This is a genomic window from Idiomarina loihiensis, from assembly GCF_024584785.1.
Lineage (GTDB): Bacteria > Pseudomonadota > Gammaproteobacteria > Enterobacterales > Alteromonadaceae > Pseudidiomarina > Pseudidiomarina fusca.
The window spans coordinates 823,062-849,275 of sequence record NZ_CP074112.1 but is presented as its reverse complement, the minus strand read 5'-3'; the positions used below and the strand labels follow the sequence as shown (position 1 = coordinate 849,275).

The 26,214-nt window shown below is 47.4% G+C and carries 25 protein-coding genes; 8 read left to right on the top strand and 17 right to left on the bottom strand.

The genetic code is table 11. From position 1 onward, the window contains the following. Nucleotides 1–7: 7 nt before the first annotated feature. The 6 genes from KGF88_RS03965 to putP are packed head-to-tail and all read left to right on the top strand — an operon-like array spanning nucleotide 8 to nucleotide 6,862. Complete coding sequence (locus KGF88_RS03965) at nucleotides 8–1,642, top strand: ABC transporter substrate-binding protein (RefSeq protein WP_257119965.1); 1,635 nt, start codon at nucleotides 8–10, stop codon at nucleotides 1,640–1,642. Beyond that, complete coding sequence (locus KGF88_RS03960; RefSeq protein ID WP_153825694.1) at nucleotides 1,629–2,660, top strand: ABC transporter permease; 1,032 nt, start codon at nucleotides 1,629–1,631, stop codon at nucleotides 2,658–2,660. Before KGF88_RS03965 ends, KGF88_RS03960 begins: the two co-directional genes overlap by 14 nt. Next, nucleotides 2,647–3,543, top strand: a complete 897-nt coding sequence (locus KGF88_RS03955) for an ABC transporter permease subunit (protein WP_110075160.1) — start codon at nucleotides 2,647–2,649, stop codon at nucleotides 3,541–3,543. Before KGF88_RS03960 ends, KGF88_RS03955 begins: the two co-directional genes overlap by 14 nt. Then, nucleotides 3,540–4,538 (top strand): oligopeptide/dipeptide ABC transporter ATP-binding protein, encoded by a 999-nt coding sequence (locus KGF88_RS03950; protein WP_110075161.1) that lies wholly within the window; start codon nucleotides 3,540–3,542, stop codon nucleotides 4,536–4,538. Before KGF88_RS03955 ends, KGF88_RS03950 begins: the two co-directional genes overlap by 4 nt. After that, nucleotides 4,531–5,331, top strand: a complete 801-nt coding sequence (locus KGF88_RS03945; RefSeq protein ID WP_110075162.1) for an ATP-binding cassette domain-containing protein — start codon at nucleotides 4,531–4,533, stop codon at nucleotides 5,329–5,331. Before KGF88_RS03950 ends, KGF88_RS03945 begins: the two co-directional genes overlap by 8 nt. 4 nt (nucleotides 5,332–5,335) lie before the next feature. Further along, on the top strand, nucleotides 5,336–6,862 hold the full coding sequence (gene putP / locus KGF88_RS03940) for a sodium/proline symporter PutP (protein ID WP_153825695.1): 1,527 nt from the start codon (nucleotides 5,336–5,338) through the stop codon (nucleotides 6,860–6,862). Nucleotides 6,863–6,939: 77 nt separating this feature from the next. On the opposite strand, the gene KGF88_RS03935 is transcribed toward putP, so the two are convergent. The 3 genes from KGF88_RS03935 to KGF88_RS03925 are packed head-to-tail and all read right to left on the bottom strand — an operon-like array spanning nucleotide 6,940 to nucleotide 9,584. Continuing rightward, a complete protein-coding gene (locus KGF88_RS03935; protein WP_153825696.1) occupies nucleotides 6,940–7,956 on the bottom strand; it encodes a patatin-like phospholipase family protein in 1,017 nt (338 codons plus the stop codon). Between the two features lie 30 nt (nucleotides 7,957–7,986). Then, a complete protein-coding gene (gene recA, locus KGF88_RS03930; protein ID WP_110075165.1) occupies nucleotides 7,987–9,045 on the bottom strand; it encodes a recombinase RecA in 1,059 nt (352 codons plus the stop codon). A gap of 56 nt (nucleotides 9,046–9,101) precedes the next feature. Then, nucleotides 9,102–9,584 (bottom strand): CinA family protein, encoded by a 483-nt coding sequence (locus tag KGF88_RS03925; RefSeq protein WP_162034525.1) that lies wholly within the window; start codon nucleotides 9,582–9,584, stop codon nucleotides 9,102–9,104. 87 nt (nucleotides 9,585–9,671) lie between these two features. Here KGF88_RS03925 and mutS point away from each other — a divergent pair, with 87 nt between their 5' ends. Further along, nucleotides 9,672–12,290 carry a DNA mismatch repair protein MutS gene (gene mutS / locus KGF88_RS03920; RefSeq protein ID WP_153825698.1) on the top strand — a complete coding sequence of 873 codons (2,619 nt, stop codon included), beginning with the start codon at nucleotides 9,672–9,674 and terminating at the stop codon, nucleotides 12,288–12,290. Here the strand turns inward: mutS and rpoS are convergent. From rpoS to ftsB, 9 genes are read right to left on the bottom strand one after another with little or no spacing between them, the layout of a single operon-like run. Beyond that, nucleotides 12,273–13,244, bottom strand: a complete 972-nt coding sequence (rpoS, locus tag KGF88_RS03915; RefSeq protein ID WP_110075168.1) for an RNA polymerase sigma factor RpoS — start codon at nucleotides 13,242–13,244, stop codon at nucleotides 12,273–12,275. The genes mutS and rpoS overlap by 18 nt on opposite strands. A gap of 2 nt (nucleotides 13,245–13,246) precedes the next feature. Beyond that, nucleotides 13,247–14,089: a peptidoglycan DD-metalloendopeptidase family protein gene (locus KGF88_RS03910; protein ID WP_228759431.1), complete on the bottom strand. Its 843-nt coding sequence runs from the start codon at nucleotides 14,087–14,089 to the stop codon at nucleotides 13,247–13,249. Then, the gene (locus tag KGF88_RS03905) at nucleotides 14,058–14,636 is read right to left on the bottom strand and encodes a YqaA family protein (RefSeq protein WP_153825699.1); all 579 of its coding nucleotides are present in this window, start codon (nucleotides 14,634–14,636) and stop codon (nucleotides 14,058–14,060) included. Before KGF88_RS03905 ends, KGF88_RS03910 begins: the two co-directional genes overlap by 32 nt. Next, nucleotides 14,633–15,268, bottom strand: coding sequence for a protein-L-isoaspartate(D-aspartate) O-methyltransferase (locus KGF88_RS03900; protein ID WP_153825700.1), 636 nt, complete (start codon nucleotides 15,266–15,268; stop codon nucleotides 14,633–14,635). Before KGF88_RS03900 ends, KGF88_RS03905 begins: the two co-directional genes overlap by 4 nt. Continuing rightward, nucleotides 15,265–16,020, bottom strand: coding sequence for a 5'/3'-nucleotidase SurE (surE, locus tag KGF88_RS03895; RefSeq protein ID WP_153825701.1), 756 nt, complete (start codon nucleotides 16,018–16,020; stop codon nucleotides 15,265–15,267). The genes KGF88_RS03900 and surE overlap by 4 nt, the downstream gene beginning before the upstream one ends. Before the next feature lie 18 nt (nucleotides 16,021–16,038). Beyond that, entirely contained in the window at nucleotides 16,039–17,091 is a 1,053-nt protein-coding gene (gene truD / locus KGF88_RS03890; RefSeq protein WP_162014475.1) for a tRNA pseudouridine(13) synthase TruD, read from the bottom strand. After that, the gene (ispF, locus tag KGF88_RS03885; protein ID WP_110075174.1) at nucleotides 17,084–17,581 is read right to left on the bottom strand and encodes a 2-C-methyl-D-erythritol 2,4-cyclodiphosphate synthase; all 498 of its coding nucleotides are present in this window, start codon (nucleotides 17,579–17,581) and stop codon (nucleotides 17,084–17,086) included. Before ispF ends, truD begins: the two co-directional genes overlap by 8 nt. Before the next feature lie 2 nt (nucleotides 17,582–17,583). Further along, a complete protein-coding gene (ispD, locus tag KGF88_RS03880) occupies nucleotides 17,584–18,297 on the bottom strand; it encodes a 2-C-methyl-D-erythritol 4-phosphate cytidylyltransferase (RefSeq protein WP_153825703.1) in 714 nt (237 codons plus the stop codon). Then, on the bottom strand, nucleotides 18,294–18,578 hold the full coding sequence (ftsB, locus tag KGF88_RS03875) for a cell division protein FtsB (protein WP_110075176.1): 285 nt from the start codon (nucleotides 18,576–18,578) through the stop codon (nucleotides 18,294–18,296). Before ftsB ends, ispD begins: the two co-directional genes overlap by 4 nt. A 103-nt stretch (nucleotides 18,579–18,681) precedes the next feature. Between ftsB and KGF88_RS03870 the strand changes: the two genes are divergently transcribed. Further along, entirely contained in the window at nucleotides 18,682–19,401 is a 720-nt protein-coding gene (locus KGF88_RS03870) for a sulfite exporter TauE/SafE family protein (protein WP_153825704.1), read from the top strand. A 6-nt stretch (nucleotides 19,402–19,407) separates the two neighbouring features. Here KGF88_RS03870 and KGF88_RS03865 read toward each other — a convergent pair whose 3' ends face one another. From KGF88_RS03865 to relA, 5 genes are all read right to left on the bottom strand, one after another. Beyond that, entirely contained in the window at nucleotides 19,408–20,088 is a 681-nt protein-coding gene (locus KGF88_RS03865) for a hypothetical protein (RefSeq protein WP_153825705.1), read from the bottom strand. Between the two features lie 60 nt (nucleotides 20,089–20,148). Then, the gene (eno, locus tag KGF88_RS03860; protein WP_153825706.1) at nucleotides 20,149–21,441 is read right to left on the bottom strand and encodes a phosphopyruvate hydratase; all 1,293 of its coding nucleotides are present in this window, start codon (nucleotides 21,439–21,441) and stop codon (nucleotides 20,149–20,151) included. A 35-nt stretch (nucleotides 21,442–21,476) separates the two neighbouring features. Continuing rightward, nucleotides 21,477–23,114 (bottom strand): CTP synthase, encoded by a 1,638-nt coding sequence (locus tag KGF88_RS03855; RefSeq protein ID WP_110075180.1) that lies wholly within the window; start codon nucleotides 23,112–23,114, stop codon nucleotides 21,477–21,479. 81 nt (nucleotides 23,115–23,195) lie between these two features. Beyond that, nucleotides 23,196–24,005 carry a nucleoside triphosphate pyrophosphohydrolase gene (gene mazG, locus KGF88_RS03850; RefSeq protein ID WP_153825707.1) on the bottom strand — a complete coding sequence of 270 codons (810 nt, stop codon included), beginning with the start codon at nucleotides 24,003–24,005 and terminating at the stop codon, nucleotides 23,196–23,198. Nucleotides 24,006–24,020: 15 nt separating this feature from the next. Further along, nucleotides 24,021–26,213 carry a GTP diphosphokinase gene (relA, locus tag KGF88_RS03845; RefSeq protein ID WP_162014476.1) on the bottom strand — a complete coding sequence of 731 codons (2,193 nt, stop codon included), beginning with the start codon at nucleotides 26,211–26,213 and terminating at the stop codon, nucleotides 24,021–24,023. Between the last annotated feature and the right edge of the window lies 1 nt (nucleotide 26,214).

Genomic DNA, 26,214 nt, shown 5'->3' with positions numbered 1-26,214 from the left:
GGTTAGCGTGTTCCTTAAACCGGTATGTTTGCTTACCGCAGTTACTAGCGTTTTAATTTTAAGCGCATGTAATGACAATAACCAACTACCGGCCCCGTTAAGTGAGGGCTTGGTGTATTGTTCTGAGGGTAATCCAGAGAGCTTTAATCCACAGTTAGGTACTTCCGGCACCACCGTTGATGCAACCTCGGCGCAACTCTACGATCGGCTGATTGATTATGACGCTGAGCAACAGCAATTTATTCCCGCGTTAGCAACCCAATGGCAAGCCTTCGACCAAGGTACCAGGTATCGTTTTAAGCTCAGACAGCAGGTAGCTTTTCATCAAACTGCATGGTTCCAGCCCAGTCGTCCGTTTAACGCTGATGATGTACTTTTTAGTTTCAACCGTTGGCTCAACGAACAACATCCCTATCATGACGTTGGCGGCGGCCGGTACCCATTTTTTCGCTCCAGCGGTTTAATGCGCTTAATTAAACGAGTAGAACGCGTCGATGATCACACCGTTGATTTCTGGTTGAACCAAGCGGATAGTTCATTTTTAGCCAACTTAGCTACTGATTTTAATGTGATCTTAGCAGCCGAATACGGTGCTCAGCTGCTCGCTCAAGGAACACCAAGCGATATCGATAGGCTTCCTATCGGCACCGGTCCCTTTGTGTTTGATGAATTTCGTAAAGATTTTGTTATTCGCTATCGTAACCATCCCGACTATTGGCGCTCGCAGCCGCATATCACTCAGTTAGTGTATGTGATTACTCCCAACGCCAATAAGCGGATGTTGAAACTCCTGACCGGCGAATGTGACGTCATTCCTTATCCACTGATTGACGAATTAGCTCAGCTTGATACGCAAGCTGAAATTGAAGTAGCTAGCGCAGTGAACCCAAGTTTGTCGTTTTGGGCCTTTAATACCAAGCGCCCCCCTTTTGATAATCCTTTGGTGCGTCAAGCCTTAGCTCATGCGATTAATCGTCCTGCCATTATCCAGAACATCTACGGCGGTAAAGCCCGGCTCGCCAGTGGCATGCTACCAGAGACGTCTTGGGCTTATAGCGCTGAACCCCAAGCCTATCCTTACGATCCAGCTAAAGCCATTGAACTACTACAACAAGCGGGCTACCCCAACGGATTTAGCATGAATATTTGGGCGATGCCGGTACAACGTGCTTACAACCCTAATGCACAGCGTATGAGCGAACTTATGCAAGCAGATTTAGCTCGTATTGGTGTGCAGGCAGATATTATCAGTTACGAATGGAATACCTTTCGGCAACGGCTGGCTCGCGGAGAGCATGATAGCGTTTTGATTGGCTGGGTGGCTGACAATGCCGATCCGGATAACTTTTTCCGCCCCATCTTGAGTTGTGCGGCAACCCGCAGTGGTAACAATCGGACCCAATGGTGCGATCCTGAATTTGATCAGCTCTTGGTCGAAGCCATCACTGAGACTGAACCGCAGCAACGTAAACAACTCTACCAACAGATTGAAAATTACGTGATGCAACAAGCCCCGCTGGTGCCCATTGCCAATTCATTGCGGTTTCAAGCCCATCGCGCTGATATTCAAGGAGTTGAGTTACCCCCGTATGGCGGCCTCAGTTTTCGCAAGGCACGGAGGCTAACCGATGCTCCGTTATAGTTTACGCCGACTCATTCTTTTTATCATTACGCTGTGGCTGTTAAGCCTATTTGTGTTTGCACTGAATTATTGGTTTCCTGGTGATCCCCTCACCAACATGACCGGAATCCGTGATCAGAGCAGCTACGCCTACCAGCAAGCGGTTGACGCACGTGGTTTTGATAGCGGTATTTTGCAGCAATATGTGGGGTTTATTGACCATCTTTTGGCCGGGCAATGGGGCAACTCCCTAGCCAGTCAAACAGACGTTTTTGCTCAATTACAACCGCTGTTTGGCGCAACCCTTGAGCTTGGCTTATTAGCCATGGCGCTGGCATTATTACTAGGCTTGCCACTCGGCATATATGCGGCATTACAGCAACGAGGACCTCTCGATCGCGTGATTATGGGATTGAGTTTAAGTACTTATTCCATTCCGGTCTTTTGGTTAGCACAACTTTTTATTCTGTTGTTTGCTGTCAAGCTGGGCTGGAGTCCCATCTCAGGACAAATTAATCCACTTTATAATATTGAATTACAGAGTGGCTCGATTCTTTGGGATATCTGGCGCAGTGATATGCCCTACCGCCCAGCAGCATTTATTGATGCCCTAGCCCACTTGTGGTTGCCGGTCTTGGTATTGTCGTTAATGCCGATGACTATGCTCATTCGTATTATGCGCAATGCCATGCTCGATGTGCTGCAACAAAATTACATTAAAGCGGCACGAGCTCGTGGTTTAGCTGATAGCCGTATTTTATTCCGACACATTATTCCTAATGCCCTGCAACCAGTAGTGCGTCAATTGGGCCTGCAATTTAGTGTGTTAATGACAAACATCATTATTACTGAAGTTATTTTTAATTGGCCGGGCCTCGGCAGTTGGTTAGTCAAAAGCATTTATGAGCGCGATTACCCGGTTATGCAGGCAGGTATTTTAGTGTTAGCAAGCTTAATTCTGCTAGTTAATGTGCTGGTTGAGCTATTGCATGCATGGCGGTATCCGCAAGTAAGGAAAGAACAACATGCCGAACACTAGTATTTATTATCAACACCGCGAGCCTAGTCCACTGCGGCAATTATGGCTACACATCACTGCTAATCCCTTTGCGATGGTAGCTTTTTATATTTTTGCCGGCATCATGGTGCTGATGGTGTTGTCGCCTCTGGTCAGTCCATTCAGTTCTGAAACTCAATTTTCAGATCATGTGCTGCAACCTCCTGCTTGGCACGCCGAGGGACAGATTCGATTTCTGTTTGGTACCGACGACTTGGGTCGAGATTTACTTTCCCGAGTGCTACATGGTTCTGTTTACAGCCTTGGTTATCCCCTGTTAGCTACCTTATTGGCAGCAGTGATTGGCATCAGTATCGGTGCTTGGGCTGGCATGAGCCAAGGTGTGCAATCTTCTACCCTCAATCATTTATTAGATGTCCTGCTATCCATTCCATCGTTACTGTTAGCGCTAGTGATTATTGCCATTCTAGGCCCTGCTCTACATAACGTTATGATAGCTATCACCTTAGTGTTGATTCCGCAATTTATTCATAGCGTGCACAATGCCTTTTATGAAGAGCGCAACAAAGAGTACGTGGTTGCGTCAAAACTCAATGGCTGCACACGCTGGTACCTGCTTACTCGAGTGATTTTTCCGAATATTACCTCGGTGGTGGTGATGCAAATCACCTTTGCACTCTCTACCGCTATACTAGATATTGCGGCATTAGGCTTTTTGGGGCTTGGCGTGCAGGCACCGGCGCCAGAATGGGGTACCATGCTGGCACGTAGCTTAGATCAAGTTTATTTATCGCCTTGGACCATGGTATTGCCCGGCTTAGCCTTGTTTTTAACCGTGCTCTCTATCAATGTACTAGGAGATAGTGTGCGAGCCGCCATTCAAGAACGGATACGTAATTCATGAGCCAAACGTTACTTGATATTCGCAACTTAACCATTGAGTTACAGACCAGCTCCGGCTTGGTTAAAGTGCTGGATAAATTTAGCCTGCAAGTTGCTGAAGGCGAAATTCATACCCTTGTAGGCGAATCTGGTTCTGGTAAAAGTCTCTTGGCTAAAGCCGTTATGGGGTTTATTAATCCGCGCTGGAAAATTACCGCCGACCGTCTTTGGTGGCGTCATTACGATCTGCTGGCGCTAAGCCCTAGCCTGCGCCGGCTAGTAACTGGGCGGGATATGGCGATGATTTTCCAAAATCCCAGCAGCTATTTAGATCCCAACAGTAAGGTGGGTGACCAACTGCGTGAAACCATCCCCGCCAGCGAGCTAAAAGGTATCTATTTGCGCCGCAAAGCTTCCCGCACCGTGCGCGCAGAACGCTTACTGCATCGCGTTGGTATCAAGGATCACGCTGCGGTGATGAACAGCTATCCTTTTGAATTATCCGATGGCATCGCTCAAAAAGTGAGTATTGCCATGGCTATCGCCTACAATCCTAAACTACTTATTGCAGACGAGCCCACTACCGCGATGGAGCCAGGTACTCGCAATCAGATTTATCGCTTGCTAGCCAAATTGAGTTCACAAGGCATGTCGATTCTTATGATAACTCAAGATTTAACCTCGATTATTCCAGAAAGTAAGCGTATGAGTTTAGTTTACTGCGGGCAATTGATGGAAACGGGGCCAACAGAAAAATTGATGACTGAACCCTACCATCCTTATACTCGAGCTATGCTTGAGATGAGTCTTTACAACCAAACCTCCGCAGCAAAGACACGGTTACCAACGCTTTCAGGCGCCATCCCAACCTTACAACACATGCCGATCGGTTGTCGCCTAGGCCCGCGTTGTCCGTATGCTCGTAAAGCTTGTATTCATCAGCCGCGCTTAGAAAAAAGTAGACAACATCAATACGCCTGCCACTTTCCGTTAATTGAGGGCAATCGCGATGACTAAATTGCTTGAGGTACATGCTATTTGTAAGTATTACCAGCAAAAGCAAGGGTGGCTACCAGGTCGCAGGATTTGTGCTCTTGAGCCTATTAGTTTTAGCCTCAACAAAGGCGAGACGCTTGCTATTATGGGAGAAACAGGCTCTGGCAAATCGACGATCGCAAAACTGATTGCTGGTGCGGACGTGCCCTCTAATGGCGAAATTTGGCTGCACGGCAAACGTCTTGATCCCCATAACTACCGCCAGCGCTGCCGCGATATTCGAATGATTTTTCAAGATTCGATGCGATCGTTAAATCCGCAGTTAACCATAGGTAAGCAGCTTTCAGAAGCACTTAAATTCAACACCAATTGGAACCTCGCACAACAAACCGAACACGTGCTACAAACCTTAAGCAAAGTCGGCTTATTGCCCGATCATTATCATTTTTATCCGCACATGCTATCCACGGGGCAGCAACAGCGGGTGTGCATTGCCCGAGCAATAATTCTCGAACCACAGATCATTGTGGCTGATGAAGCCTTCGTAGCACTGGACCCATCGATTAGAGCTCAAATCATTAACCTTATCCTAGATCTTCAAGAAGACATGGGTATTTCATTCATTTTCGTCTCTCATTCGCCGGAGATCGTGAAACATGTTGCAGACAAGATCTTAATAATGCATCGTGGTAAAATGATTGAGTTTGGAACGACAGAAGCGCTTATCCATAATCCGCAACATCAGCTAACGCGTATGCTGTTGCAGTCAGAACTATTAAACAAAGCGCTTAAACACACAACAACACAGGAGTAAAACTTTGGAAACAGGTACGCTAATATCTCTAGCGCTCTACTTCATCGTTATGTTGGGCATAGGTGTTTATGCCTATAAAAAATCGACGGCCGATGTTTCCGGCTACATGTTGGGGGGGCGCAGTTTAGGCCCAGGAGTAACAGCTTTATCTGCTGGTGCTTCAGACATGAGTGGCTGGATGCTGATGGGTTTGCCAGGCGCTATCTATGTGTCTGGGGTATCGCAACTATGGATTGCCGTAGGCTTACTTATTGGTGCCTACTTAAACTACATTGTCGTGGCACCGCGATTGCGCACTTACACTGAAGTTGCTAACGACTCCATCACTATTCCGGACTACTTTGCCAATCGCTTTGACGACCGAAAACGCTTTTTAAGGGTGTTTTCTTCGATTGTCATCATTGTTTTCTTTACCTTATATACCTCGGCTAGCTTAGTTGCTGGCGGTAAACTTTTTGCCAGTGCCGCATTTGGCTTGGACTACAGTTTAGGCTTATGGGTAACAGCCGGCGTGGTTTGTGCCTACACCCTGTTCGGTGGGTTTTTAGCGGTTTCCATGACTGACTTTGTACAAGGGTGCATCATGTTTGTCGCCTTGGTACTGGTGCCAATCGTGGCAATCTTCGATTTAGGTGGTATGACCGCTGTGACCCACACCGTCGAATCGATGAATCCTGACTACCTTGAACTATTTAAAGATGCCGCAAAAGACCCGTTGGTGAATCAGCTCAGCTGGCTGGGTATCATCTCATTGCTAGCATGGGGCTTAGGCTATTTTGGTCAACCGCACATCATCGTCCGTTTTATGGCAATCCGCTCAGTGAAGGATATTCCTACCGCACGCCGAATTGGTATCAGCTGGATGTTTGTTTCTATCATTGGTGCTATGGTTACCGGCTTTGTAGGTATTGCCTATGTTACTGAAACTAAAATGGTACTTAATGACGCTGAGACTATATTTATTATCTTCTCGCAATTCTTGTTCCATCCATTAATTTCGGGTTTCTTATTGGCTGCAATTCTTGCAGCTATTATGAGTACCATTTCATCGCAACTGCTGGTTACCTCAAGCTCGCTTACAGAAGACTTTTACAAAGCTTTCTTGCGCCGCGATGCCAGTGACAAAGAACTAGTAACCGTAGGCCGTATTTCGGTGTTGTTAGTCTCATTGGTGGCTATTGCGCTAGCATGGGATCCTGAAAATACCATTCTAGGTCTCGTTGCTAACGCTTGGGCAGGATTTGGCGCGGCCTTTGGTCCAGTCATTATTATGAGCTTGTTCTGGCGCAGAATGAATCGTCATGGTGCCCTAGCCGGCATGCTGGTGGGTGCTGGTACTGTCTTATTCTGGATTTACGCACCGGTATTAGCTGACGGAGCAACGCTTAGTAGCCTTGTTTACGAAATTATCCCTGGCTTTATCCTAAGCTCGTTAGCGGTATGGATTGTTAGCTCAATGACAGCTGAGCCAAGTGCTGATTTACAGCAAACCTTCGCTAAAATGGAAGCCGTCATTACTGAACACAAATAATAGAACCTAAGGTTCCAAATCTAAAAAGCCAGCGTTAAAACGCTGGCTTTTTTATAACTGTTTAAAAACTTGAACCGCTAACCGCGTCGCTGGGCAAAAAGCTCCAACTCAGACATGATGTAATCTTTCATTCTAATCGTGGTTTCATAGCCAATATCGATCGCATCGTTACCACTTTCAAACTGCATTAAACCAATATGCCCTAATTTGGGCTGAATCAGGATATCGGGCGGATCACCAGCCAAACGTGCTTTAGTAATTCGCTCTTGCATGATATCGATAGAGCCTGCCATCACCCCAAACATACCAGGAGCTTTGTACGAAGGACCGGTAAACTTTTCTTTAACCGCATCCCAATAGTGCTGACTAGTGGAAAGAAAACTATTGAAAAACCCCTCACCTTCGTCTTGTTCCGATGGCTGCTTGACATGACTTGCCTCAGTCGTGGCCGGGGTATTATGCCCATGCACATCCGCTTGCGGCTCAACACCATCTTTAGGAGGCGCTACATACTTGGATCTTGCTTCGATGGCGCTGGTGTTCAGTTGTGAATTTAAATTCACTGCAATGACAAAGTCAGCACCAAGCGCACGGCACAAGGATACTGGTACAGGATTCACTAACCCACCATCAACTAACCAACGTCCATTAACCGCAGAAGGGGCCAACATACCTGGCATAGCGCAAGAAGCTCGGGATGCTGCATACACGTCACCTTTGCGTAACCAAATCTCTCTTCCAGTATACAAATCGGTAGCAACTGCGCCGTAAGTAATCGGCATGTCTTCAATATCTATTGCGCCAAAGCGTTCACGGGCATGGCTGAAAACTTTTTCACCATGAATAATGCCGCCGTTACTTAGCCCATAGTCTAGGAGATTAAAAACTTGCCAACGCCCCATGCCGCGCACCCATTCTTCTAGCTCAGTTAAGCGACCAGAAGCAAAACCGGCCCCCACAAGGGAGCCGATTGAAGTGCCTGCGACCATGTTTATTTCTACTCCCATGTCCTGCAGCGCTTTAATCACACCAATGTGCGACCAACCTCGTGCAGCACCTGAGCCAAGTGCTAACGCAACTTGTGCATAACTCATGACGCTATTCCTAATTTTATTGCTAAAACCTTAAATTAAATCATCATCCAGCATAACGTCAACAGCATCATCGGCTTTTGCTGGCTTTTCACCTTTAACTGGCTTGGCTAACAATTGTTCACGAATCTGTTGTTCAATATCTTCAGCAATCGCTTTGTTTTCTATCAAGAACTTCATGGCATTAGCTTTACCCTGACCAATCTTATCGCCCTTGTAGCTGTACCAAGCTCCTGCTTTATCAACAATCTTCTGTTTCACGCCAAGATCAATCAACTCGCCTTCTTTAGAAATACCGCTGCCGTACATGATCTGGAAGTTAGCTTCTTTAAATGGCGGCGCTACTTTATTTTTTACAACCTTCACGCGCGTTTCGTTACCAACAACTTCATCGCCCTCTTTCACCGAACCCGTACGACGAATATCTAATCGAACCGATGCATAGAATTTAAGTGCGTTACCGCCCGTGGTGGTTTCTGGATTACCAAACATAACCCCAATCTTCATTCGAATCTGGTTAATGAAAATACATAAACTATTCGATTTCTTGATGTTGGCTGTGAGTTTACGTAACGCCTGCGACATCAACCGGGCTTGCAAGCCCATATGACTGTCACCCATTTCACCTTCAATCTCAGCTTTTGGTGTTAGCGCTGCTACCGAGTCTACAATCACCACATCCACCGCACCTGAACGGACTAACATGTCACAAATTTCTAGGGCTTGTTCGCCCGTATCAGGTTGCGATACGAGTAATTCATCAACCTTCACGCCCAGCTTGCCAGCGTAAACGGGGTCAAGCGCATGTTCAGCATCAACAAACGCACAGGTTTTGCCTTGCTTTTGCGCTTCCGCAATTACTTGTAGAGTTAATGTCGTTTTACCACTTGATTCTGGTCCGTAAATCTCTACGACACGACCATACGGTAAACCACCAATACCCAAGGCAATATCTAGAGTTAATGAACCCGTTGAAACCGATTCAATATCCATCGCGTGGTTATCGCCAAGGCGCATAATAGAGCCTTTACCAAACTGGCGTTCAATTTGACCAAGGGCGGCGTCGAGTGCTTTTTGTTTATCGTTGCTCATGCTAGTGTCCGTTTGTTAATCGCTTTAAAATGATTGTACTGTAAATTTATACAGTATCAAGTTATTTTTTTAATACTTAATAATGCTTCGTTAATGGTAGCTAATCGCACCGCTTGCCGATCGCCAGGAAAGACCTGTTGCCAAGTAATACATTCCCCCTGCCAAGCTAAGCCAAACCAAACCAAACCTACGGGTTTTTCGGTACTCCCACCACCGGGCCCTGCGACCCCTGTTACTGCTACCGCCATCTCTGCCCCACTGGTTGTCAAAGCACCGCGAGCCATTGCTGCTGCAGTTTCGGCAGACACCGCACCGTATTTTGCTAAGGTGTAGGAAGTTACCCCTAACTGGCTTTGCTTCATCGCATTGCTGTAAGTGATAAAGCCGCCTTCATACCATGCTGAGCTACCAGCAACAGTGCTAATAGCATACCCAATTCCGCCGGCCGTGCACGACTCAGCGGTGACACAACGCCAACCACGCTGCTCTAACCAAGCGCCCAATTCTACTGCTAAATTAACTGTGCTTTGTGGTACCATTTAGTTATCCTTGAGGGCCGCAAAGCGGCTACACATATTCAGTTTAAACGCCAGCTAACCACGACTTTAGAACGGATTATAACAAGCATGTCGGATGCCCAAAATATAACAAAAGATCTCGCCGCACACACGCCTATGATGCAGCAATATCTGCGCATTAAGGCAGAACATACCGATTGCTTATTATTCTATCGGATGGGGGATTTTTACGAGTTATTCTACACCGATGCCAAACGTGCGGCTGAACTACTCGACATTTCTCTTACCCAGCGCGGTGCCAGCAATGGCCAACCTATCCCGATGGCAGGGGTACCTTATCATGCCGCTGAAGGTTATCTTGCTCGGCTTATCGAACTAGGCGAGTCCGTCGCAATTTGCGAGCAAGTCGGAGACCCTGCGACCAGCAAAGGTCCGGTCGAGCGTCAAGTGGTCAGAGTACTAACTCCAGGTACCATTACTGATGAGGCTCTGCTCAAGGATCATGCTGAGCAGTTACTGGTTGCCATCCATCCGGCTGAACCTATTGGAATTGCTTGTTTAGATATGGCGAGCGGTCGTTTTAGCATTTTGGAGGTCGCCGACCGTGAGCAGCTTCAAGCTGAATTAGAACGACTGCAACCAGCTGAAGTACTGTATCCAGACACCCATGAGTTCAGCCAACGAGAGCTGGCCTGCAGTTGCATTCGCCGCCGCCCCGATTGGGAATTTGAAACCACCAGTGCTATCGAACAACTCTTGCGTCAATTTCAAGTGGCTCACTTAGATGGTTTTGGGGTAAGCCACCTACCCGCTGCTATCGGGGCTGCCGGTGCAATCTTAAGTTATGTGCGCAGCACCCAACGCGCAGCGCTTCCTCACATTACTGCGATTGTGGCTGAGCGCCAAGCTGATGCGATTATGTTAGATGCCGCCACTCGTCGAAATTTAGAACTGGTGCGCTCGTTTAGTGGACAGAAAACATCGCTCTATCATGTTTTAGATAATACCAGTACTGCTATGGGCAGCCGATTGCTGCAACGGTGGCTGCAACGGCCGTTACGACAACATCAACTCTTGCAACAGCGCTATGACGCAGTGGCTAGCTTACAACATAGCGAATTAGCTGAACTGAAGCATGTCTTACGCCAGGTTGGTGACCTTGAACGGATCATCACTCGTATTGCCTTGCGTAGCGCACGCCCGCGTGATCTCGCTCGATTGCGGCAAGCATTGCAAAGCTTGCCCGAATTAAAGCAATTGCTGGATGCACCTGCGTTAGCCCACTGGCAACAAGCCGTAGCTGAACTACCGGAATTAACGGCATTACTAGAACGCGCGATTGTAGCTACGCCACCTCTTCTGATACGAGATGGCGGCGTTATTGCGCCCCATTTTGATGACGAACTCGATGATTATCGTCAGTTAGCTGAAGGTGCTACCGATGTCTTGCAGCATATCGAAACGCGAGAGCGTCAGCGTACCGGCATTCATACGTTGAAGATTGGCTTTAACAAGGTTCATGGGTATTACCTCGAAGCTAGCCGCGCCGCCAGCAATCAGATCCCAGCAGAATACCAACGGCGGCAAACCCTTAAAAATGTCGAGCGGTACATCATTCCTGAACTAAAAACCTACGAAGACAAGGTCCTTAATAGTCAAAGTCGTGCTTTGGCACGTGAAAAATGGCTCTATGAACAGTTATTAGAGCAGCTAGCTGAGCACTTGGTGACGTTACAAAAAACAGCGCAAAGTGTCGCTGAAGTAGACGTATTGCGTGGCTTTGCTGAACATGCATTGACGCATAACTACCAACGTCCGCAATTATCAGAACAAACTCAAATTAGATTGCAACAAGCACGGCATCCAGTGATTGAGCGCATGCAAACAGAGCCTTTTATTGCGAATGACGTTGAACTCAATCCTGAGCGGCGTCTACTGCTCATTACCGGGCCCAACATGGGTGGTAAATCCACCTACATGCGTCAAACAGCACTCTTAGCCATCATGGCTCATTGCGGTTGTTTTGTGCCTGCTAAAGAAGCTGTTTTTGGCCCTATCGATAGGATCTTCACCCGAATTGGAGCCTCTGACGATCTTGCTTCAGGCCGTTCGACCTTTATGGTCGAAATGACTGAAGCTGCTAATATTTTACACAATGCTACAGCACAAAGTTTAGTGTTGATGGATGAAATAGGCCGCGGTACTTCTACTTATGATGGTTTAGCCTTAGCCTGGGCCTGCGCTGAAGCTCTCGCTGATAACAACCGTTCGTTAACCTTGTTTGCTACCCATTATTTTGAATTAACTCAAACCATTGGACAGCAATCAGGGTGCGTTAATGTGCATGTTGAGGCGACGGAACATGACGAGCATATTGTGTTTCAGCACAAAGTAAGTGAAGGTGCGGCGAGTCGCAGTTTTGGCGTGCAAGTTGCCCAGTTAGCAGGCCTGCCCACTAGCGTATTAAAGCAAGCTCGGTTGCATTTGCAACAACTAGAAGCTCGTCAGCAGCTGCAACAGAGTATGGTAAACGAATCTTTAAGTAACACCGAGCAAGCCGATTTATTTGCGCAGATGGAACGCGAGATCAAAACAGCACAGGCAAGCTCGTCGACACCTAGTGAATTCGAGCAAGCGCTACGTGACTTAGATGTGAATCAGTTAACTCCGCTTGCTGCCTTAACCTGGTTGGCGCAATGGCAACAACGGTTACTCTCGATGAAATAACGAATCTAAACTTAAGCCCTGCTGGCGCAACATATCACGCAAACGGCGCAAGGCTTCTACCTGAATTTGTCTTACCCGCTCGCGGGTAAGGCCAATTTCACGGCCAACATCTTCAAGGGTTGCCGGCTCGTGACCCAATAAGCCAAAGCGTCGAGCCAGAACCTCACGTTGTTTTTCGTTTAGGGTTTCTAACCAAGCTAAAATATGTTGTTTGGTATCATCATCCTGCAATGACCCTTCTGGGCCATGATCATCATCAGCCGTTAGCATTTCAACCAAAGACTTATCGTTATCGCTGCCCCCCATTGGGGTATCAACCGAAGCTATCCGCTCATTTAAGCGAAACATCCGGTTCACATCAGCCACATCAACATTCATTTTTTCGGCAATTTCTTCTGCCGTAGGTTCATGATCTAAACTTTGTGCTAACTCGCGCGAGGCGCGCAAGTAGCTGTTTAGTTCTTTCACAACATGAATGGGTAGGCGAATGGTACGAGTTTGGTTCATGATGGCGCGTTCGATTGTTTGTCGAATCCACCACGTGGCGTAGGTAGAAAAACGAAAGCCTCGCTCTGGATCAAACTTTTCGACCGCGCGGATCAAACCTAAATTACCTTCCTCAACGAGGTCGAGTAAAGCTAGTCCGCGATTCGTATAGCGTCGTGCAATTTTGACGACTAAGCGCAGATTACTCTCGATCATACGACAGCGAGCCTTGGCATCACCCTTGCGTGCTAGCCGCGAAAAATACACTTCTTCTTCGGCTGTTAACAACGGCGAATAGCCGATCTCACTCAGATACATCTGAGTTGCGTCCATTTTTTTCAGATAATGAGACCGGTTTGCAATAATCTCTTCAAATTCCGTATCGTCGTTATCTTCCTGCTCAGATTGTTGCATTGCAGCAAGCTCTTGCTCGTCAATGTCATCAATCTCATCCTGGCTTCGACTCATTATTACCCCCGCGGCAAATAGTGCCGAGGGTTAACTGACTTACCCCGAAAGCGAATTTCAAAATGCAACATCACTTGCGCGGCATCAGTGTCCCCCATCTCGGCAATCACTTCACCTTGTTTGACCCATTGTTGTTCTTGTACTAATAAGGTCTGATTGTGAGCATAGGCACTAATATAATCATCGTTATGTTTCACTATGATTAATTGCCCATACCCTTTCAGTGCATTGCCTGCGTACACCACTTTACCCGCTGCAGCAGCATAAATAGGAGCACCTCTATCACCACCAATGTCTAGCCCTTTGTTACCAGCCTCAGCGGTCGAAAAGTCACGAATCACTTTTCCTGTCGCGGGCCAGCGCCATTGAACCTCTTTCGCAAAGGGCTCTTTACTTGGGCTACTTATGACGGTAGCTGGAGGCTTGCTCGCAACCGGCGTTGCCGCAGTTTTAGCTGTTACAGGCTTGCTTTGTTTTTGTTCTAATTTAGTATCACGATACCCTGTCTGTGATGTCTTAGCAACGCTTTTGCTACTTTTTTCAACGGCTTTTAAACGTAGCCTTTGGCCAGGGAAAATGAGATAAGGTTCACTGATGTTATTAAGTTGAGCAAGCTCACGCACATCCACGTTAGCTCTAAAAGCGATAGAATAAAGCGTGTCACCACGCTCTACTTGATAGCTAGCAGCAGCCAAACTAGCCGCTTCAAAATCATGCACAGTGCGGCCATGATAAAGCTTCTTGACGGGCGCTGGTGGTGGCGGCTCAGCGCAGCCAAATAGCACCACCAAGGCACTTAAACCAATGATCTGTTTAACGTGTCCACACATACGCAGCGATGGCAACTAACACCATTCCCCAACCGATTCGGTCTACATAAGTGCGCAGTTTTAGCGCCATTGTTGGTCCACCAGTACGTAACAAGGCAGCAACCAAATAAAATCGCAAGCCACGACTAATCAACGACCCCAACACAAAAGGAATAAACATCACTTGTAGCATTCCCCCTGTTACCGTAAACAATTTATACGGCAAGGGCGAGAATCCAGCAATGAAAATAATCCAAAAGCCATATTCGGTAAACCAGGCGGTGACCCTCGCTAACTTATCTTGATAACCAGCCCATTCCACCAGCGGCATCACCAGCGGCTCAAACGCCCAATAACCCAACCAGTAGCCAGCAATCCCGCCTAAAACGGAGGCGATGGTGGTTAGCCCAGCAAAAAACCAAGCGCGCTTAGGTTGGGTCATCGCCATCGGTGCTAACATCACATCCGGCGGGATCGGAAACACCACTGATTCAGAAAAACTCAAAGCCGCTAAGATAGCTGGGGCTCGACGATGCTGAGACCAACTTAATACCTTGTCGTACAGCCAGCCAAAAATCCTCATACTGGTTCTCCTGGTACTAAGGGAACAAATTTCACTTCGCCTAACTCCTTGTGCTCAAAAACATCGCCAAATCGACGCACCACAATTAGCCGTTGTTTATCCGTTCCAACCGGAATAATCATCACCCCACCATCGGATAATTGGGCCATTAACTGTTGCGGTAACTCACTTGCTGCCGCAGTAACAATAATGCCATCAAACGGCGCTTTACTGCGCCAGCCTAACCAGCCATCACCATGGCGCATACTCACGTTATGTAGCTCCAGTTGCTTGAGCCGTCGTTTCGCTTGGTATTGCAATTCAGCGATGCGTTCTACTGAACAAACCTGTGCCACCAATTGGGCCAAGATTGCCGTTTGGTAGCCACTCCCTGTGCCTATTTCTAACACCTTTTTACAATCATGCTGCATCAGTAGCTGGGTCATCGATGCAACCATCAGTGGCTGCGAAATCGTTTGTCCCTTGCCAATCGGTAGCGCCGTGTTTTCATATGCTTTGTGCGCCAACGATTGCGGCATAAACAGATGACGAGGCGTCTTTTCAATCACCTCCAACACCGGTTTACTACGAATCCCTTCACGTTCTAGCTGGGCCACCAAGCGGCGCGCCATCCCTTGAAAATTTTGAATCATGAGCTTGTTTTAGTTAACCAATCTGACAGTGTGGTTTGGTGGCTGCGCGCCGTCATATCTAAACTTAATGGGGTAATAGAGACGTAACCCTCACGCACGGCATGAAAATCAGTGCCTTCCGCATCGTCTTGATGACCACCAATAGGGCCATACCAAAAGATATCACGGCCAAATGGATCTTTACTTTGCACCATGGTTTCAGCGCGATGACGACGCCCCAACCGCGTTACTTTAATGCCTTTTAATTGCTCATAAGGTACTGCTGGCACATTAATATTTAAAATGGTATCCAACCTTAGGGGTTCATCCGCCATTTGATTGACGATATCTGCCACCACTCGTGCTGCGGTGTCATAATAATCATCACTACGCGAGCCCATCGACACAGCAATGGCTGGCAATCCCATAAAACGTCCTTCCATTGCAGCAGCTACGGTTCCCGAATAGAGTACGTCATCACCCATATTAGGGCCATCATTAATCCCCGATACCACGATGTCGACATCGTCGGCTAGCGGTGAATTCGTGCCCAAATGGACACAATCCGTTGGCGTGCCATTAAGCGAATAGAAGCCATTAGCAAGCTGTTGCATACGCAGCGGATTATGCAACGTCAGAGAGTTACTAGCACCACTACAGTTGCGGTCTGGAGCTATCACGCGACATTGGGCAATGTCTTTTAAACGCTCATGCAAGGCGTGAATGCCAGGAGCATGGACGCCATCGTCATTACTGACTAATAATTTCATCATAACTAAGGTACCTACCAATTATTCCGTTGTAACTAATTCGCGTATTAGAGCAGTTGCAAAGCATCCTTTAGGTAAGGCAAAACTAATTTCTGCCACCGTATCACTTAACCAATTTAATTGTGCTTGCTGTGGGCGCAACAACAATGCTCGGCGGCCACCATCCAAACGTTGCTTCGCAAGACCTTGAAGAAGTTCTGGATACTGTGCAAAGACTCGCTGTTCAAGCTCAGCTGCCTGCGCCTGACTAATCTGTTGACGCTCGCCACTGCCCATTAGCGGACCACTGAGTTCAATGTCACCGGACGCCAACCGTTCTAACAAAGCTGCATCAATCTGCTCGGCAATAAAAAATGACTGACTACCGCTGAGGAGCATAGGTTCACCTTCTAACGGAGTCAGAAGGTTGTGTCGAATTCGCTCTGCCAGCACTTGATTAAACAAAAATGATCGAGCTGCAGATAGATACAAACCTATTTGAGTTCTATTTAAGCGCCGGCGTAACCGCCCACTTAACCACTCAACTGCGTTACTGATGTTTTGCCCATCTTTGCCAAAGCGTTGCAGCCCATAGTAGTTAGGCACCCCTTGCGTACACACCTGTTGCCAACGTTGGTTAAAGGCATCAGCATCCGTGATAGCTTCGATTCGAATCGTAAAACGATTGCGTTTATGAGTACCGGTTTTAAGTTTGCGCGGCTGTAATACCGCCTGCAGCACACTAAATTCGGGATGCTCGAGCTCATGCCAGGGTAACAGTTGTTGGCCTGGCAATTGGATAGAAAACCATTGCTCGGTGATGGCTTGTCGATCTTTTAGACCTGAATAACTCACATCACGTTCTTTAACGCCGGCAAACTTAGCCAATTGGGCCGCTACATAAGGGGTATTTGCGCCACGTTTACGCACCCATAGCCACTGATGTTCACCTTGCTGTAACTGTGGATCTTGCTGCGGTAGTTCGAGCTCTTCAACCACCTGAAAATGCTCGGGTTCGGCTTTAATCACCCCACCGCTGTTAGGCACGCCGTGTAAATAAGGGCCTAGTAATGAATCATAGCTAGTCTCAGTCATTAATTTGGCCTTGTAGCAACACCACTGCATGGCAGCCAATGCCCTCTTTACGGCCAACAAAACCAAGCTTCTCGGTGGTGGTTGCCTTCACATTTACCGCGCCTACGGAGACTTCTAACAAAGCAGCAATGCGCTGACGCATTGCGCTGATATAATCAGCTAATTTAGGTGCTTGAGCAACCACGGTCACATCAAGGTTACCCACACCATAGCCCTGCTGTTTAACCAGTTGCAGAACTTGGCTTAAAAGCCCCGCACTATCAGCGCCCGCATAAGCGGCATCAGTATCAGGAAAATGCTGACCAATATCGCCCAAAGCAGCCGCTCCTAATAATGCATCAGCAATCGCATGAAGTAACACATCACCGTCAGAATGTGCGAGTAGACCCTGTTCGTATGGTACTTGAATACCACCCAATGTTAATGGTCCGCTGCCACCAAATTTATGCACATCATAACCGTGCCCAATGCGGATAGAACTTAATCCCATAGTTACCCCTGACGTTCTGTCGCAAAAAACTTTAAATACATGTCGGCAAGCTGCTCATCACCCGGTTGCGTCACCTTAATATTGGTGCGCCTACCGGCCACTAACTGCGGCTTGCCACCCGATAATTCGATCGCTGAGGCCTCGTCAGTAAGCTCTGGGTGATCCACCCCTAAACTAACTAAGGCATTGAGTAAAGGTTGCAAAGCAAACACCTGTGGTGTCAGTGCATGCCACAAATGCTCTCGTTTTACTGAATGCCTCACCGCGTTTTGTGCATCACTTCGCTTCATCGTATCGGCTACGGGCAATGCCAACAGCGCGCCTTGAGGATGGGTTAACGCCACATCGATAACTTTGGATAATTCATCAGCTTGCAAACATGGTCGAGCCGCATCGTGCACCACCACATAGGCCACACCATCGAGACGTGCTTGTTCTACCCCCGCTAATACCGAGGCTGCTCGACTAGCTCCCCCTACGACGGGTACGACTGGAATGGGTAACTGCAACTGAAGTGCACTGAAAAATGTATCCTCTGCACTTAAAGCAAGATAGATCTTCGAGATCCGTGAGTCTTGTGTGAGTGCATGTAAACTATGCTCTAGCACCGTTTTGCCAGCTAATTGCAGATACTGTTTAGGGATCTTGCTTGCCATCCGCTGGCCCGTACCGGCCGCTGGAACAATCGCAGCAATACTTGGAATGTGATCTATCATGGTTGTGTTTTTACTGGCACCAAACGGAAAAATGTTTCATCGCTTTTTATCAGTCCTAGTTCGTTGCGAGCGCGCTCTTCTAGCGCTACTTGGCCTTCACGTAAGTCTTCAATATCAGCTGCGACCAATTGATTGCGTTGCCGCAACTTATCATTGGCAGCGGCCTGTCGTTGCACATCTGCTTGCATATTCCAATAATCTGGCAGGCTGTTTTTGCCAAACCATAAACGATATTGCAGCGCAATTAAAATCACTAGAAACGTGAGTTTTAGCAATCGCATCCTCGCCTCCACCTGCAACGTGAATAACCCGTTAGAACTAGTAGGTTGTCAGATAATTTCTGGTAGTATATCGACCTTTACGGCTAACCCCAATGAAAAAGCTATGGAATATCTGATAATCCTAATGATTATGTTTGTTGCAGCCTGTTTGCAAGGCATTTCTGGCTTTGGCTCCGGCCTGATTGCCGTGCCCTTATTGGTGCTTTGGCTGCCGCTTTCTACCCTCACGCCACTACTGTCGGTAGTTAACCTAGCCATGGCACTTTATTTAGGCTGGCTGCTACGACATGCTATTGCCTGGCGCCAGTGGCCTTGGCTGCTTGGCTGCGGCGTGCTTGGAAGCCTTGCTGGACAATACCTATTAGCCGCAATCAACTTGCAGTTGTTACAACAGATCATGGCTGGTGGAGTTATTCTGGTCGCCCTGTTGTTTTGGTTTAACCTACGCTGGCAAAGTAACGGAGCCCCATGGCAACAAATATTAGCTGGTACCATCGGTGGTTTTAGTAATGGCGCTTTAACCTTAGGCGGACCACCCGTGGTGCTATTTCTTACAAGTTACGGTCTCGCCCGGGTATCGTTTCGTGCCACCCTAACCTTATTCTTTTTACTGCTTGCATTAACTAATGTGATTGGCTTTAGCTGGCAACAACGCTATCAATTAGAGCAATGGCCTATTTTACTCTGTTTGTTGGCTGGTGCTATTAGTGGTTCTTGGCTAGGGCACCGTATCAGTAGCCGCTTATCCGAATCTTTGTTTCGCAAATTAAGTTTAGTGATTGTGATGATTGCGGGTGTGGTTGCCTTTTGGGGCGCATTCTAACTGCTGTTACCGCCACTGAATGCGGGTGGCAAGCAGTACCTCACGTAAGCTCAAGGGGCGGGGATCTAACTTGCCTTTATGGCCCCATTGATGGCCCCCCATAGCTGCCCCTAAATGATACTTATCAGGCAAGACTAATACCGCCTGCATTGCCGTTGCAGCCGCTTCATGCGCTGGCAATCGATCCAGCCATTGCCCCTGCAAATCAAACCATCCCCAATGATTACAATGTACCCGCTGTTGAGCTAGATCAAGACGATCAAGCGAATCTAAGACAGCTTTCTGTAGATGTTGGGTTTGCACATGAATCACCACAGCATCGCCTAATTTGGCGTGCTTGTGTAACCAGTTGCTAAGTTTAGTCGTTTGCTTGGCCGCGGTCTGCAGCTTTGTTTTTTGTGGCGCCTGCCAGGAGGCGTTTTGGAGATCTAACACAAACGGCGCGCCGCACTGTAACATGCCACGCGCCGCTTGTTGAATGTAGTAAGGCAAACTTCGTAAACGCTTTTGTAACCCCTGAACCGTTAGCCCCAACTGCTGTGCAAGTTGTTGCAATTCACGTTCGTACAAGGCGTTACAAAGTTCAGCGAAAGCTGCCGCAGGCCATTTATCAGGCGTGGCTTGGGGGCTATTAACATAACCACCGTGCAACGCCTGGAAAATGTCAGCTTGTTGATTCTCGTTCATATTGCTCATCGGCAGAGTTCACAAGCTTGCGACAGTTAAACGCTGACCACAACCCATGCGCTAGCTTGCGTTTACTTCGGCACGACCACGATACGCAGCCTGACCGTCTAACTCAGCCTCGATACGTAACAACTGGTTGTACTTAGCCACTCGGTCTGAACGACAGAGCGAACCTGTTTTGATTTGCCCTGCCGCTGTACCCACCGCCAAATCAGCAATAGTAGCATCTTCAGTTTCACCTGAACGATGTGAAATAACTGCGGTGAAACCAGCTTCATGTGCCATTCGAATGGCCGCTAAGGTTTCAGTCAAACTACCAATTTGATTAAACTTAATCAAAATTGAGTTTGCGATCTGTTCATCAATACCACGCTTAAGAATACGGGTGTTAGTTACAAACAAATCATCACCTACCAACTGCACTTTACTGCCCAAACGTTCGGTCAAGATTTTCCAGCCAGCCCAATCGCTTTCATCCAAGCCATCCTCAATTGAAATAATCGGATAGCGTTGACACAAGCCATCAAGATACTCAGCAAAACCAGCGGCATCGAATGATTTACCCTCGCCGCTTAGATGATACTGGCCATCGCGATAGAATTCTGATGCAGCACAATCAAGGGCTAAGGTGATATCACGCCCCATCTCGTAGCCAGCATTGGCAACAGCTTCAACAATCACCGCTAAAGCTTCTTCGTTAGACGCCAAGTTTGGCGCAAAACCACCCTCATCGCCCACGGCTGTGCTTAAGCCACGTTGCTGCAAGACTTTTTTCAACGCATGAAAGATCTCCGCTCCCATACGTAACCCTTCAGCAAAATTCTTCGCACCTACGGGCTGAATCATAAATTCTTGAATATCTACATTGTTATCAGCGTGTTCGCCGCCATTAAGAATATTCATCATCGGCAATGGCATGCTGTACTTGCCGGCAGTACCATTGAGTTCAGCAATATGAGCATACAAGGGTATTCCCTTGGCACTAGCAGCAGCCTTTGCAACAGCTAGCGATACGGCCAAAATAGCGTTCGCACCCAATTTTTCTTTGTTCTCAGTACCATCCAAATCTAACATGATTTGGTCAACTTGAGCTTGCTCCGTTGCATCAATGCCTTGTAACGCTGGCGCTATAAGCTCCACCACGTTTCGCACGGCCGTTTGCACACCTTTGCCTAAATATCTGTGAGCGTCACCATCACGTAACTCTAGTGCTTCACGAGAGCCAGTTGATGCACCACTAGGGGCAGCGGCGCGCCCCCAATGACCATTGTCTAGATAAACATCTGCTTCAATAGTTGGGTTGCCGCGTGAGTCCATGATTTCACGAGCTACAATACGACTAATTGCTGCCATGATCTTTAATACTCCTTTGCCATAACACGCGACGCTTAAGCGCGACGCTCTTTTTGATACTGTCCTGCGGCTTCAATAAAACCGCGGAATAATGGATGCCCATCACGTGGAGTAGAGTTGAATTCCGGATGGAATTGCGCTGCCACAAACCAGCGATGGGTAGGAATTTCAATAATTTCTACTAAGCGATTATCATGTGACCAACCTGATATTTTCAAGCCTGCCGCTTCTAATTGCTCGATATAATGACCGTTGACTTCATAGCGATGGCGATGCCGCTCTTGAATCACATCGGCACCGTATAATGTCCGCGCCTTAGTGCCCTGCACTAAATTACATGGTTGCGCACCCAAACGCATAGTACCGCCTAAATCAGAACTGTTATTGCGTAATTCTTTCTGACCTTTGGCATCCATCCACTCGGTGATCAATCCTACCACCGGATGTTTTGCATCGGCTTCAAATTCAGTGCTATTGGCGCCTGTTAAACCCGCAACGTTACGTGCGTATTCAATCAGCGCAATCTGCATCCCCAAACAAATGCCTAGATAAGGAATATTGTGCTCACGAGCGTATTGGGCCGCCATGATCTTACCTAGTATTCCGCGTTCACCAAAACCGCCTGGAACAATGATGGCATCTACATCAGCAAGTTTAGCAACACCTTTAGTTTCAATATCTTGCGCATCAATGTAGCGTAAGTTCACGGTTAAACGATTCTTTAAGCCGGCATGGGCTAAAGCTTCATTCACCGATTTATAAGCGTCAGGCAACTCAATGTACTTTCCAACAAAACCAATGGTTACTTCACCGCTAGGATTCGATTCTTGATAGAGCACCTGTTCCCACTCAGCTAAATCTGCTTCTGGGCAGTCTAATCGGAACCTGTGGGTCACGATTTCATCAAGGCCTTGCGACTTCAGAATAGCCGGAATTTTATAAATGCTATCGACATCTTTCAAGCCAATGACCGCGCGTTCTTCAACATTGGTAAATAGCGCAATTTTAGCCCGTTCCGTAGCAGGTAACGCACGGTCTGAACGACACACCAAAATGTCCGGCTGAATACCAATCGAGCGAAGTTCTTTTACCGAGTGTTGGGTTGGTTTAGTTTTTACTTCGCCAGCAGCACCTAAAAACGGTACCAAGGTGAGGTGCATAAATAACGTACGATCGCGACCCACTTCAGTGGCTAATTGGCGAATAGCTTCAAGAAAAGGTTGTGATTCAATATCACCTACGGTGCCGCCGATTTCAATGATAGCGATATCATAATCGCTGCTTCCATCAACAATACGACGTTTGATTTCGTTGGTAATATGAGGAATGACCTGAATGGTAGCGCCAAGAAATTCACCGCGACGTTCGCGTCGAATGATATCTTCGTATACGCGCCCAGCAGTAAAGTTGTTTTTCTTGGTCATTCGGGTACGAATAAATCGTTCGTAATGTCCCAAATCCAGATCGGTTTCGGCACCGTCTTCGGTCACAAACACTTCGCCGTGCTGAATGGGACTCATGGTACCAGGATCCACATTAATGTAAGGATCCAGTTTAAGAATCGTAACCTTTAGGCCACGTGCTTCGAGAATTGCCGCCAATGAAGCTGCAGCAATACCTTTGCCCAGCGAAGATACAACACCGCCGGTGACGAAAATATAATTAGTTGTCATGCGAAACCTAAGTCGTCAGGTTGATAGGGAAATGCTTCAAGACGGGAAAACAGTATACCCGAGTAGCCCATAGCCGACAAATTATTTCTTACTTTCAACGTGATTTAACTGTTGTTTAGCTTGTTGCCAATAGGTTTCTAACTCGTCTAAACTCAACTCTTCAGGACGTCTTTGCTGTTGGGCTAATTGCGTTTCTATCCATTGAAAACGCTGTTTAAACTTGTGATTGGTCAGGCGTAATGCGTGCTCAGGATTAACCTGAGCGTGGCGGGCCAAATTCACCACCGCAAACAACAAATCGCCAATCTCAGCAGCTATTTTTGCGTTATCGTTAGCTCTAATTTCGTCTTCAACTTCCGCTAATTCTTCCCTTATTTTAGCAATCACGGGAGCCATCTCAGACCAATCAAAACCCACAGTCGCAGCCCGTTTTTGCAGTTTTTGAGCCATTAAAATACTTGGTAAATTATTTGCAATACCATCAAACACACTATCGCTTTGGCCTTGCTCAGCACGCTCCTCACTTTTTATCTGCTCCCACTGTGCTTTTATCTCGGCATCACTGAGGGCTTGTTGCTCACCAAACACGTGCGGATGTCGCCGCATGAGCTTCTCTGCTGTAGCTTTAGCAATGGCGTCTAAATCAAATAGTTCCTGCTCCTTGCCAAGCTGTGCATAAAACACCACCTGGAACAATAAATCACCTAGTTCATCTTTTATCGCTGCTGGTTCACCTGCGGTAATTGCGGCGGCAACTTCGTATGCTTCTTCCAAAGTATAAGGAATGAGGCTGGCCATGGATTGCTGCAAATCCCATGGGCACCCGCCAACCGGATCTCGCAACCGTTGCATAACGGTTACCAAGGCTTGCACACCTGTAAATGAATTCATGTTATTCCTTACCTATCAAGCTGGCACTCGCACCACTTCATGCACACCTTTGAGTTGGCTTAGACGACTGACTAAGCGCTGCAAACCTGCTTGGTCCGCTACCATCACGCCAACCCGAATACTGGCTAAAGCACTAGCTTCATCTCGTTTCGAATCAAGTTGCGCCACGCTAGCACGTTCATTGGCTAAGACGCTGGTAATGTCATGCAATAATCCTTGACGATCATTTGCGATAAGGCGCAAATCAACTCGATAGTTAGCTTGCTTTTGTTCACTCCAGCTTACCGCCAATGCACGCTCAGGATGTTGGTCTAAAAGATGCTGCAACTGCTCACAATCCTTGCGGTGTACTGAAACGCCCCGCCCCTGAGTTACAAAGCCTAAAATACTATCACCTGGCACCGGTTGACAGCATTTGGCAAATTGCACGAGGAGATTACCAATCCCTTCAACAGTGACATCGCTCTGTTTACCAGTGCGCTGCTTGACAGGTTTGGCTGTGAGTCGCTCGATGCGCTCGGCCGCTGTATCTGTGGCTGGTTTAAGTTGGTTTACCACATGCTGCAAGCGCACATCACCCGCACCGATGCCGGCAATTAAGTCATCTAAGTGCGTCATATTAAAGCGCTCAAGAACCTGCTCGGCAGCACTCAGAGGAATGCCATGTTTTGCTAGCTCTGGCTCGAGTAGCTCTTTACCTGCTTTAATATTTTTATCACGATCAAGCTTTTTGAAATAAGTGGCTACTTTAGCCCGGGCACGCGAGGTTTGTAGATAACCACTGGTAGGATTGAGCCAATCGCGGCGCGGTTGCGCATTCTTTTGCGTAAGAATTTCTACCCGCTCGCCATTTTTTAACGCATAAGTAAAAGGTACAATATGGCCATCCACTTTGGCTCCAACACAGCGATGCCCAACTTGTGAATGGATGTAATAGGCAAAATCTAAAGGCGTTGCGCCGTTAGGTAAATCTATGACTTCTCCTTTTGGAGTAAATACATACACCCTATCTTCAAATACTTGAGAGCGAATTTCTGCCACTAATTCATCGTTGCCCGCCATATCATCATGCCAAGCTAACAATTTGCGCAGCCACGCGATCTTTTCTTCTAGGCCTTGCCCTTTACTAACTGCCGCCCCCTCTTTGTACATCCAGTGGGCTGCAACCCCAAGTTCAGCATCATCATGCATGGTTTGGGTACGAATTTGTATTTCTACATGTTTATCAGCAGGCCCAAGCACCACGGTGTGAATCGATTGATACCCGTTAGCCTTAGGAGTGGCAATATAATCATCAAACTCAGAGCCAATATGACGCCATAAACTATGAACTACGCCCAACGCGGCATAGCAGTCTTTTAGCGATGTGGTAATGATTCTAACTGCACGGATGTCATACAACTCGGTAAAGTTAAGATGCTTTTTCTGCATTTTTCGCCAAATCGAGTAGATATGCTTAGGCCGTCCGTAAACGGTAGCTTCTACGCATTCATCATGCAGTGCCTGCTGTAGTTGATGCACAAAATCATGAATATATGTTTCACGATCAATACGTCGTTCTAAGAGCTGTTTGGCAATAGCTTTGTAGGTGTTTGGATGCAAGTACCTGAATGCGAGATCTTCTAGTTCCCACTTGAGTTGACCAATGCCTAACCGATTAGCTAGTGGCGCGTAAATTTCATGGCATTCCTTGGCGGCAAGAACTCGTGTTTCTTCGTCTAATCCTTTGACTTCTCTCAAAAAACAAATACGCTCAGCTAGTTTAATTAACACTGCTCGTACGTCTGCCACCATCGCCAGCAACATGCGACGTACATTATCTATTTGCGCATCGTTAGGTTTACCATGCTGAAAATGTTGCAAGGCGCTAATGCTCTGCATCTGCTGTACTGCTTGCATCAGCTGCAATAAGGACTCACCACCCCACGCCGTCACTTGCTCCGGTGTCAGTAGCTTCAGTTCGTAGGCAGGGCTGAGTAAGGCCGCTACTAGGGTCTCTTGGTCCAATCCTAAACCAGCTAGGATTTCCACCATTTCTTGACCTTTCAGTTCAATGTGCGCAGCTTTAGGTTGTTTCACTAACAGCTGTTGTAACTGTTGACTAAGCTCAGTTAACACTTGCTTACGCTGCTTAGAGTCAACGTGAGCTAACCAATCCCCGCCCGTTTGACTCGGTTTGTCAACATGGGTACTGCGCACAAAAACCACG

What these genes read in the sequence shown, in the direction of transcription:
- mutS (WP_153825698.1), top strand. Translation starts at nt 9,672, where the DNA reads ATGTCGGATGCCCAAAATATAACAAAAGATCTCGCCGCACACACGCCT.
- surE (WP_153825701.1), bottom strand. Translation starts at nt 16,020, where the DNA reads ATGATGAAATTATTAGTCAGTAATGACGATGGCGTCCATGCTCCTGGC.
- KGF88_RS03955 (WP_110075160.1), top strand. Translation starts at nt 2,647, where the DNA reads ATGCCGAACACTAGTATTTATTATCAACACCGCGAGCCTAGTCCACTG.
- ispD (WP_153825703.1), bottom strand. Translation starts at nt 18,297, where the DNA reads ATGATAGATCACATTCCAAGTATTGCTGCGATTGTTCCAGCGGCCGGT.
- KGF88_RS03905 (WP_153825699.1), bottom strand. Translation starts at nt 14,636, where the DNA reads ATGAGGATTTTTGGCTGGCTGTACGACAAGGTATTAAGTTGGTCTCAG.
- ftsB (WP_110075176.1), bottom strand. Translation starts at nt 18,578, where the DNA reads ATGCGATTGCTAAAACTCACGTTTCTAGTGATTTTAATTGCGCTGCAA.
- KGF88_RS03855 (WP_110075180.1), bottom strand. Translation starts at nt 23,114, where the DNA reads ATGACAACTAATTATATTTTCGTCACCGGCGGTGTTGTATCTTCGCTG.
- mazG (WP_153825707.1), bottom strand. Translation starts at nt 24,005, where the DNA reads ATGAATTCATTTACAGGTGTGCAAGCCTTGGTAACCGTTATGCAACGG.
- recA (WP_110075165.1), bottom strand. Translation starts at nt 9,045, where the DNA reads ATGAGCAACGATAAACAAAAAGCACTCGACGCCGCCCTTGGTCAAATT.
- ispF (WP_110075174.1), bottom strand. Translation starts at nt 17,581, where the DNA reads ATGGGATTAAGTTCTATCCGCATTGGGCACGGTTATGATGTGCATAAA.
- KGF88_RS03870 (WP_153825704.1), top strand. Translation starts at nt 18,682, where the DNA reads ATGGAATATCTGATAATCCTAATGATTATGTTTGTTGCAGCCTGTTTG.
- KGF88_RS03950 (WP_110075161.1), top strand. Translation starts at nt 3,540, where the DNA reads ATGAGCCAAACGTTACTTGATATTCGCAACTTAACCATTGAGTTACAG.
- KGF88_RS03960 (WP_153825694.1), top strand. Translation starts at nt 1,629, where the DNA reads ATGCTCCGTTATAGTTTACGCCGACTCATTCTTTTTATCATTACGCTG.
- KGF88_RS03900 (WP_153825700.1), bottom strand. Translation starts at nt 15,268, where the DNA reads ATGATTCAAAATTTTCAAGGGATGGCGCGCCGCTTGGTGGCCCAGCTA.
- rpoS (WP_110075168.1), bottom strand. Translation starts at nt 13,244, where the DNA reads ATGAGTCGAAGCCAGGATGAGATTGATGACATTGACGAGCAAGAGCTT.
- KGF88_RS03925 (WP_162034525.1), bottom strand. Translation starts at nt 9,584, where the DNA reads ATGGTACCACAAAGCACAGTTAATTTAGCAGTAGAATTGGGCGCTTGG.
- truD (WP_162014475.1), bottom strand. Translation starts at nt 17,091, where the DNA reads ATGACTGAGACTAGCTATGATTCATTACTAGGCCCTTATTTACACGGC.
- eno (WP_153825706.1), bottom strand. Translation starts at nt 21,441, where the DNA reads ATGGCAGCAATTAGTCGTATTGTAGCTCGTGAAATCATGGACTCACGC.
- KGF88_RS03935 (WP_153825696.1), bottom strand. Translation starts at nt 7,956, where the DNA reads ATGAGTTATGCACAAGTTGCGTTAGCACTTGGCTCAGGTGCTGCACGA.
- KGF88_RS03945 (WP_110075162.1), top strand. Translation starts at nt 4,531, where the DNA reads ATGACTAAATTGCTTGAGGTACATGCTATTTGTAAGTATTACCAGCAA.
- KGF88_RS03865 (WP_153825705.1), bottom strand. Translation starts at nt 20,088, where the DNA reads ATGAACGAGAATCAACAAGCTGACATTTTCCAGGCGTTGCACGGTGGT.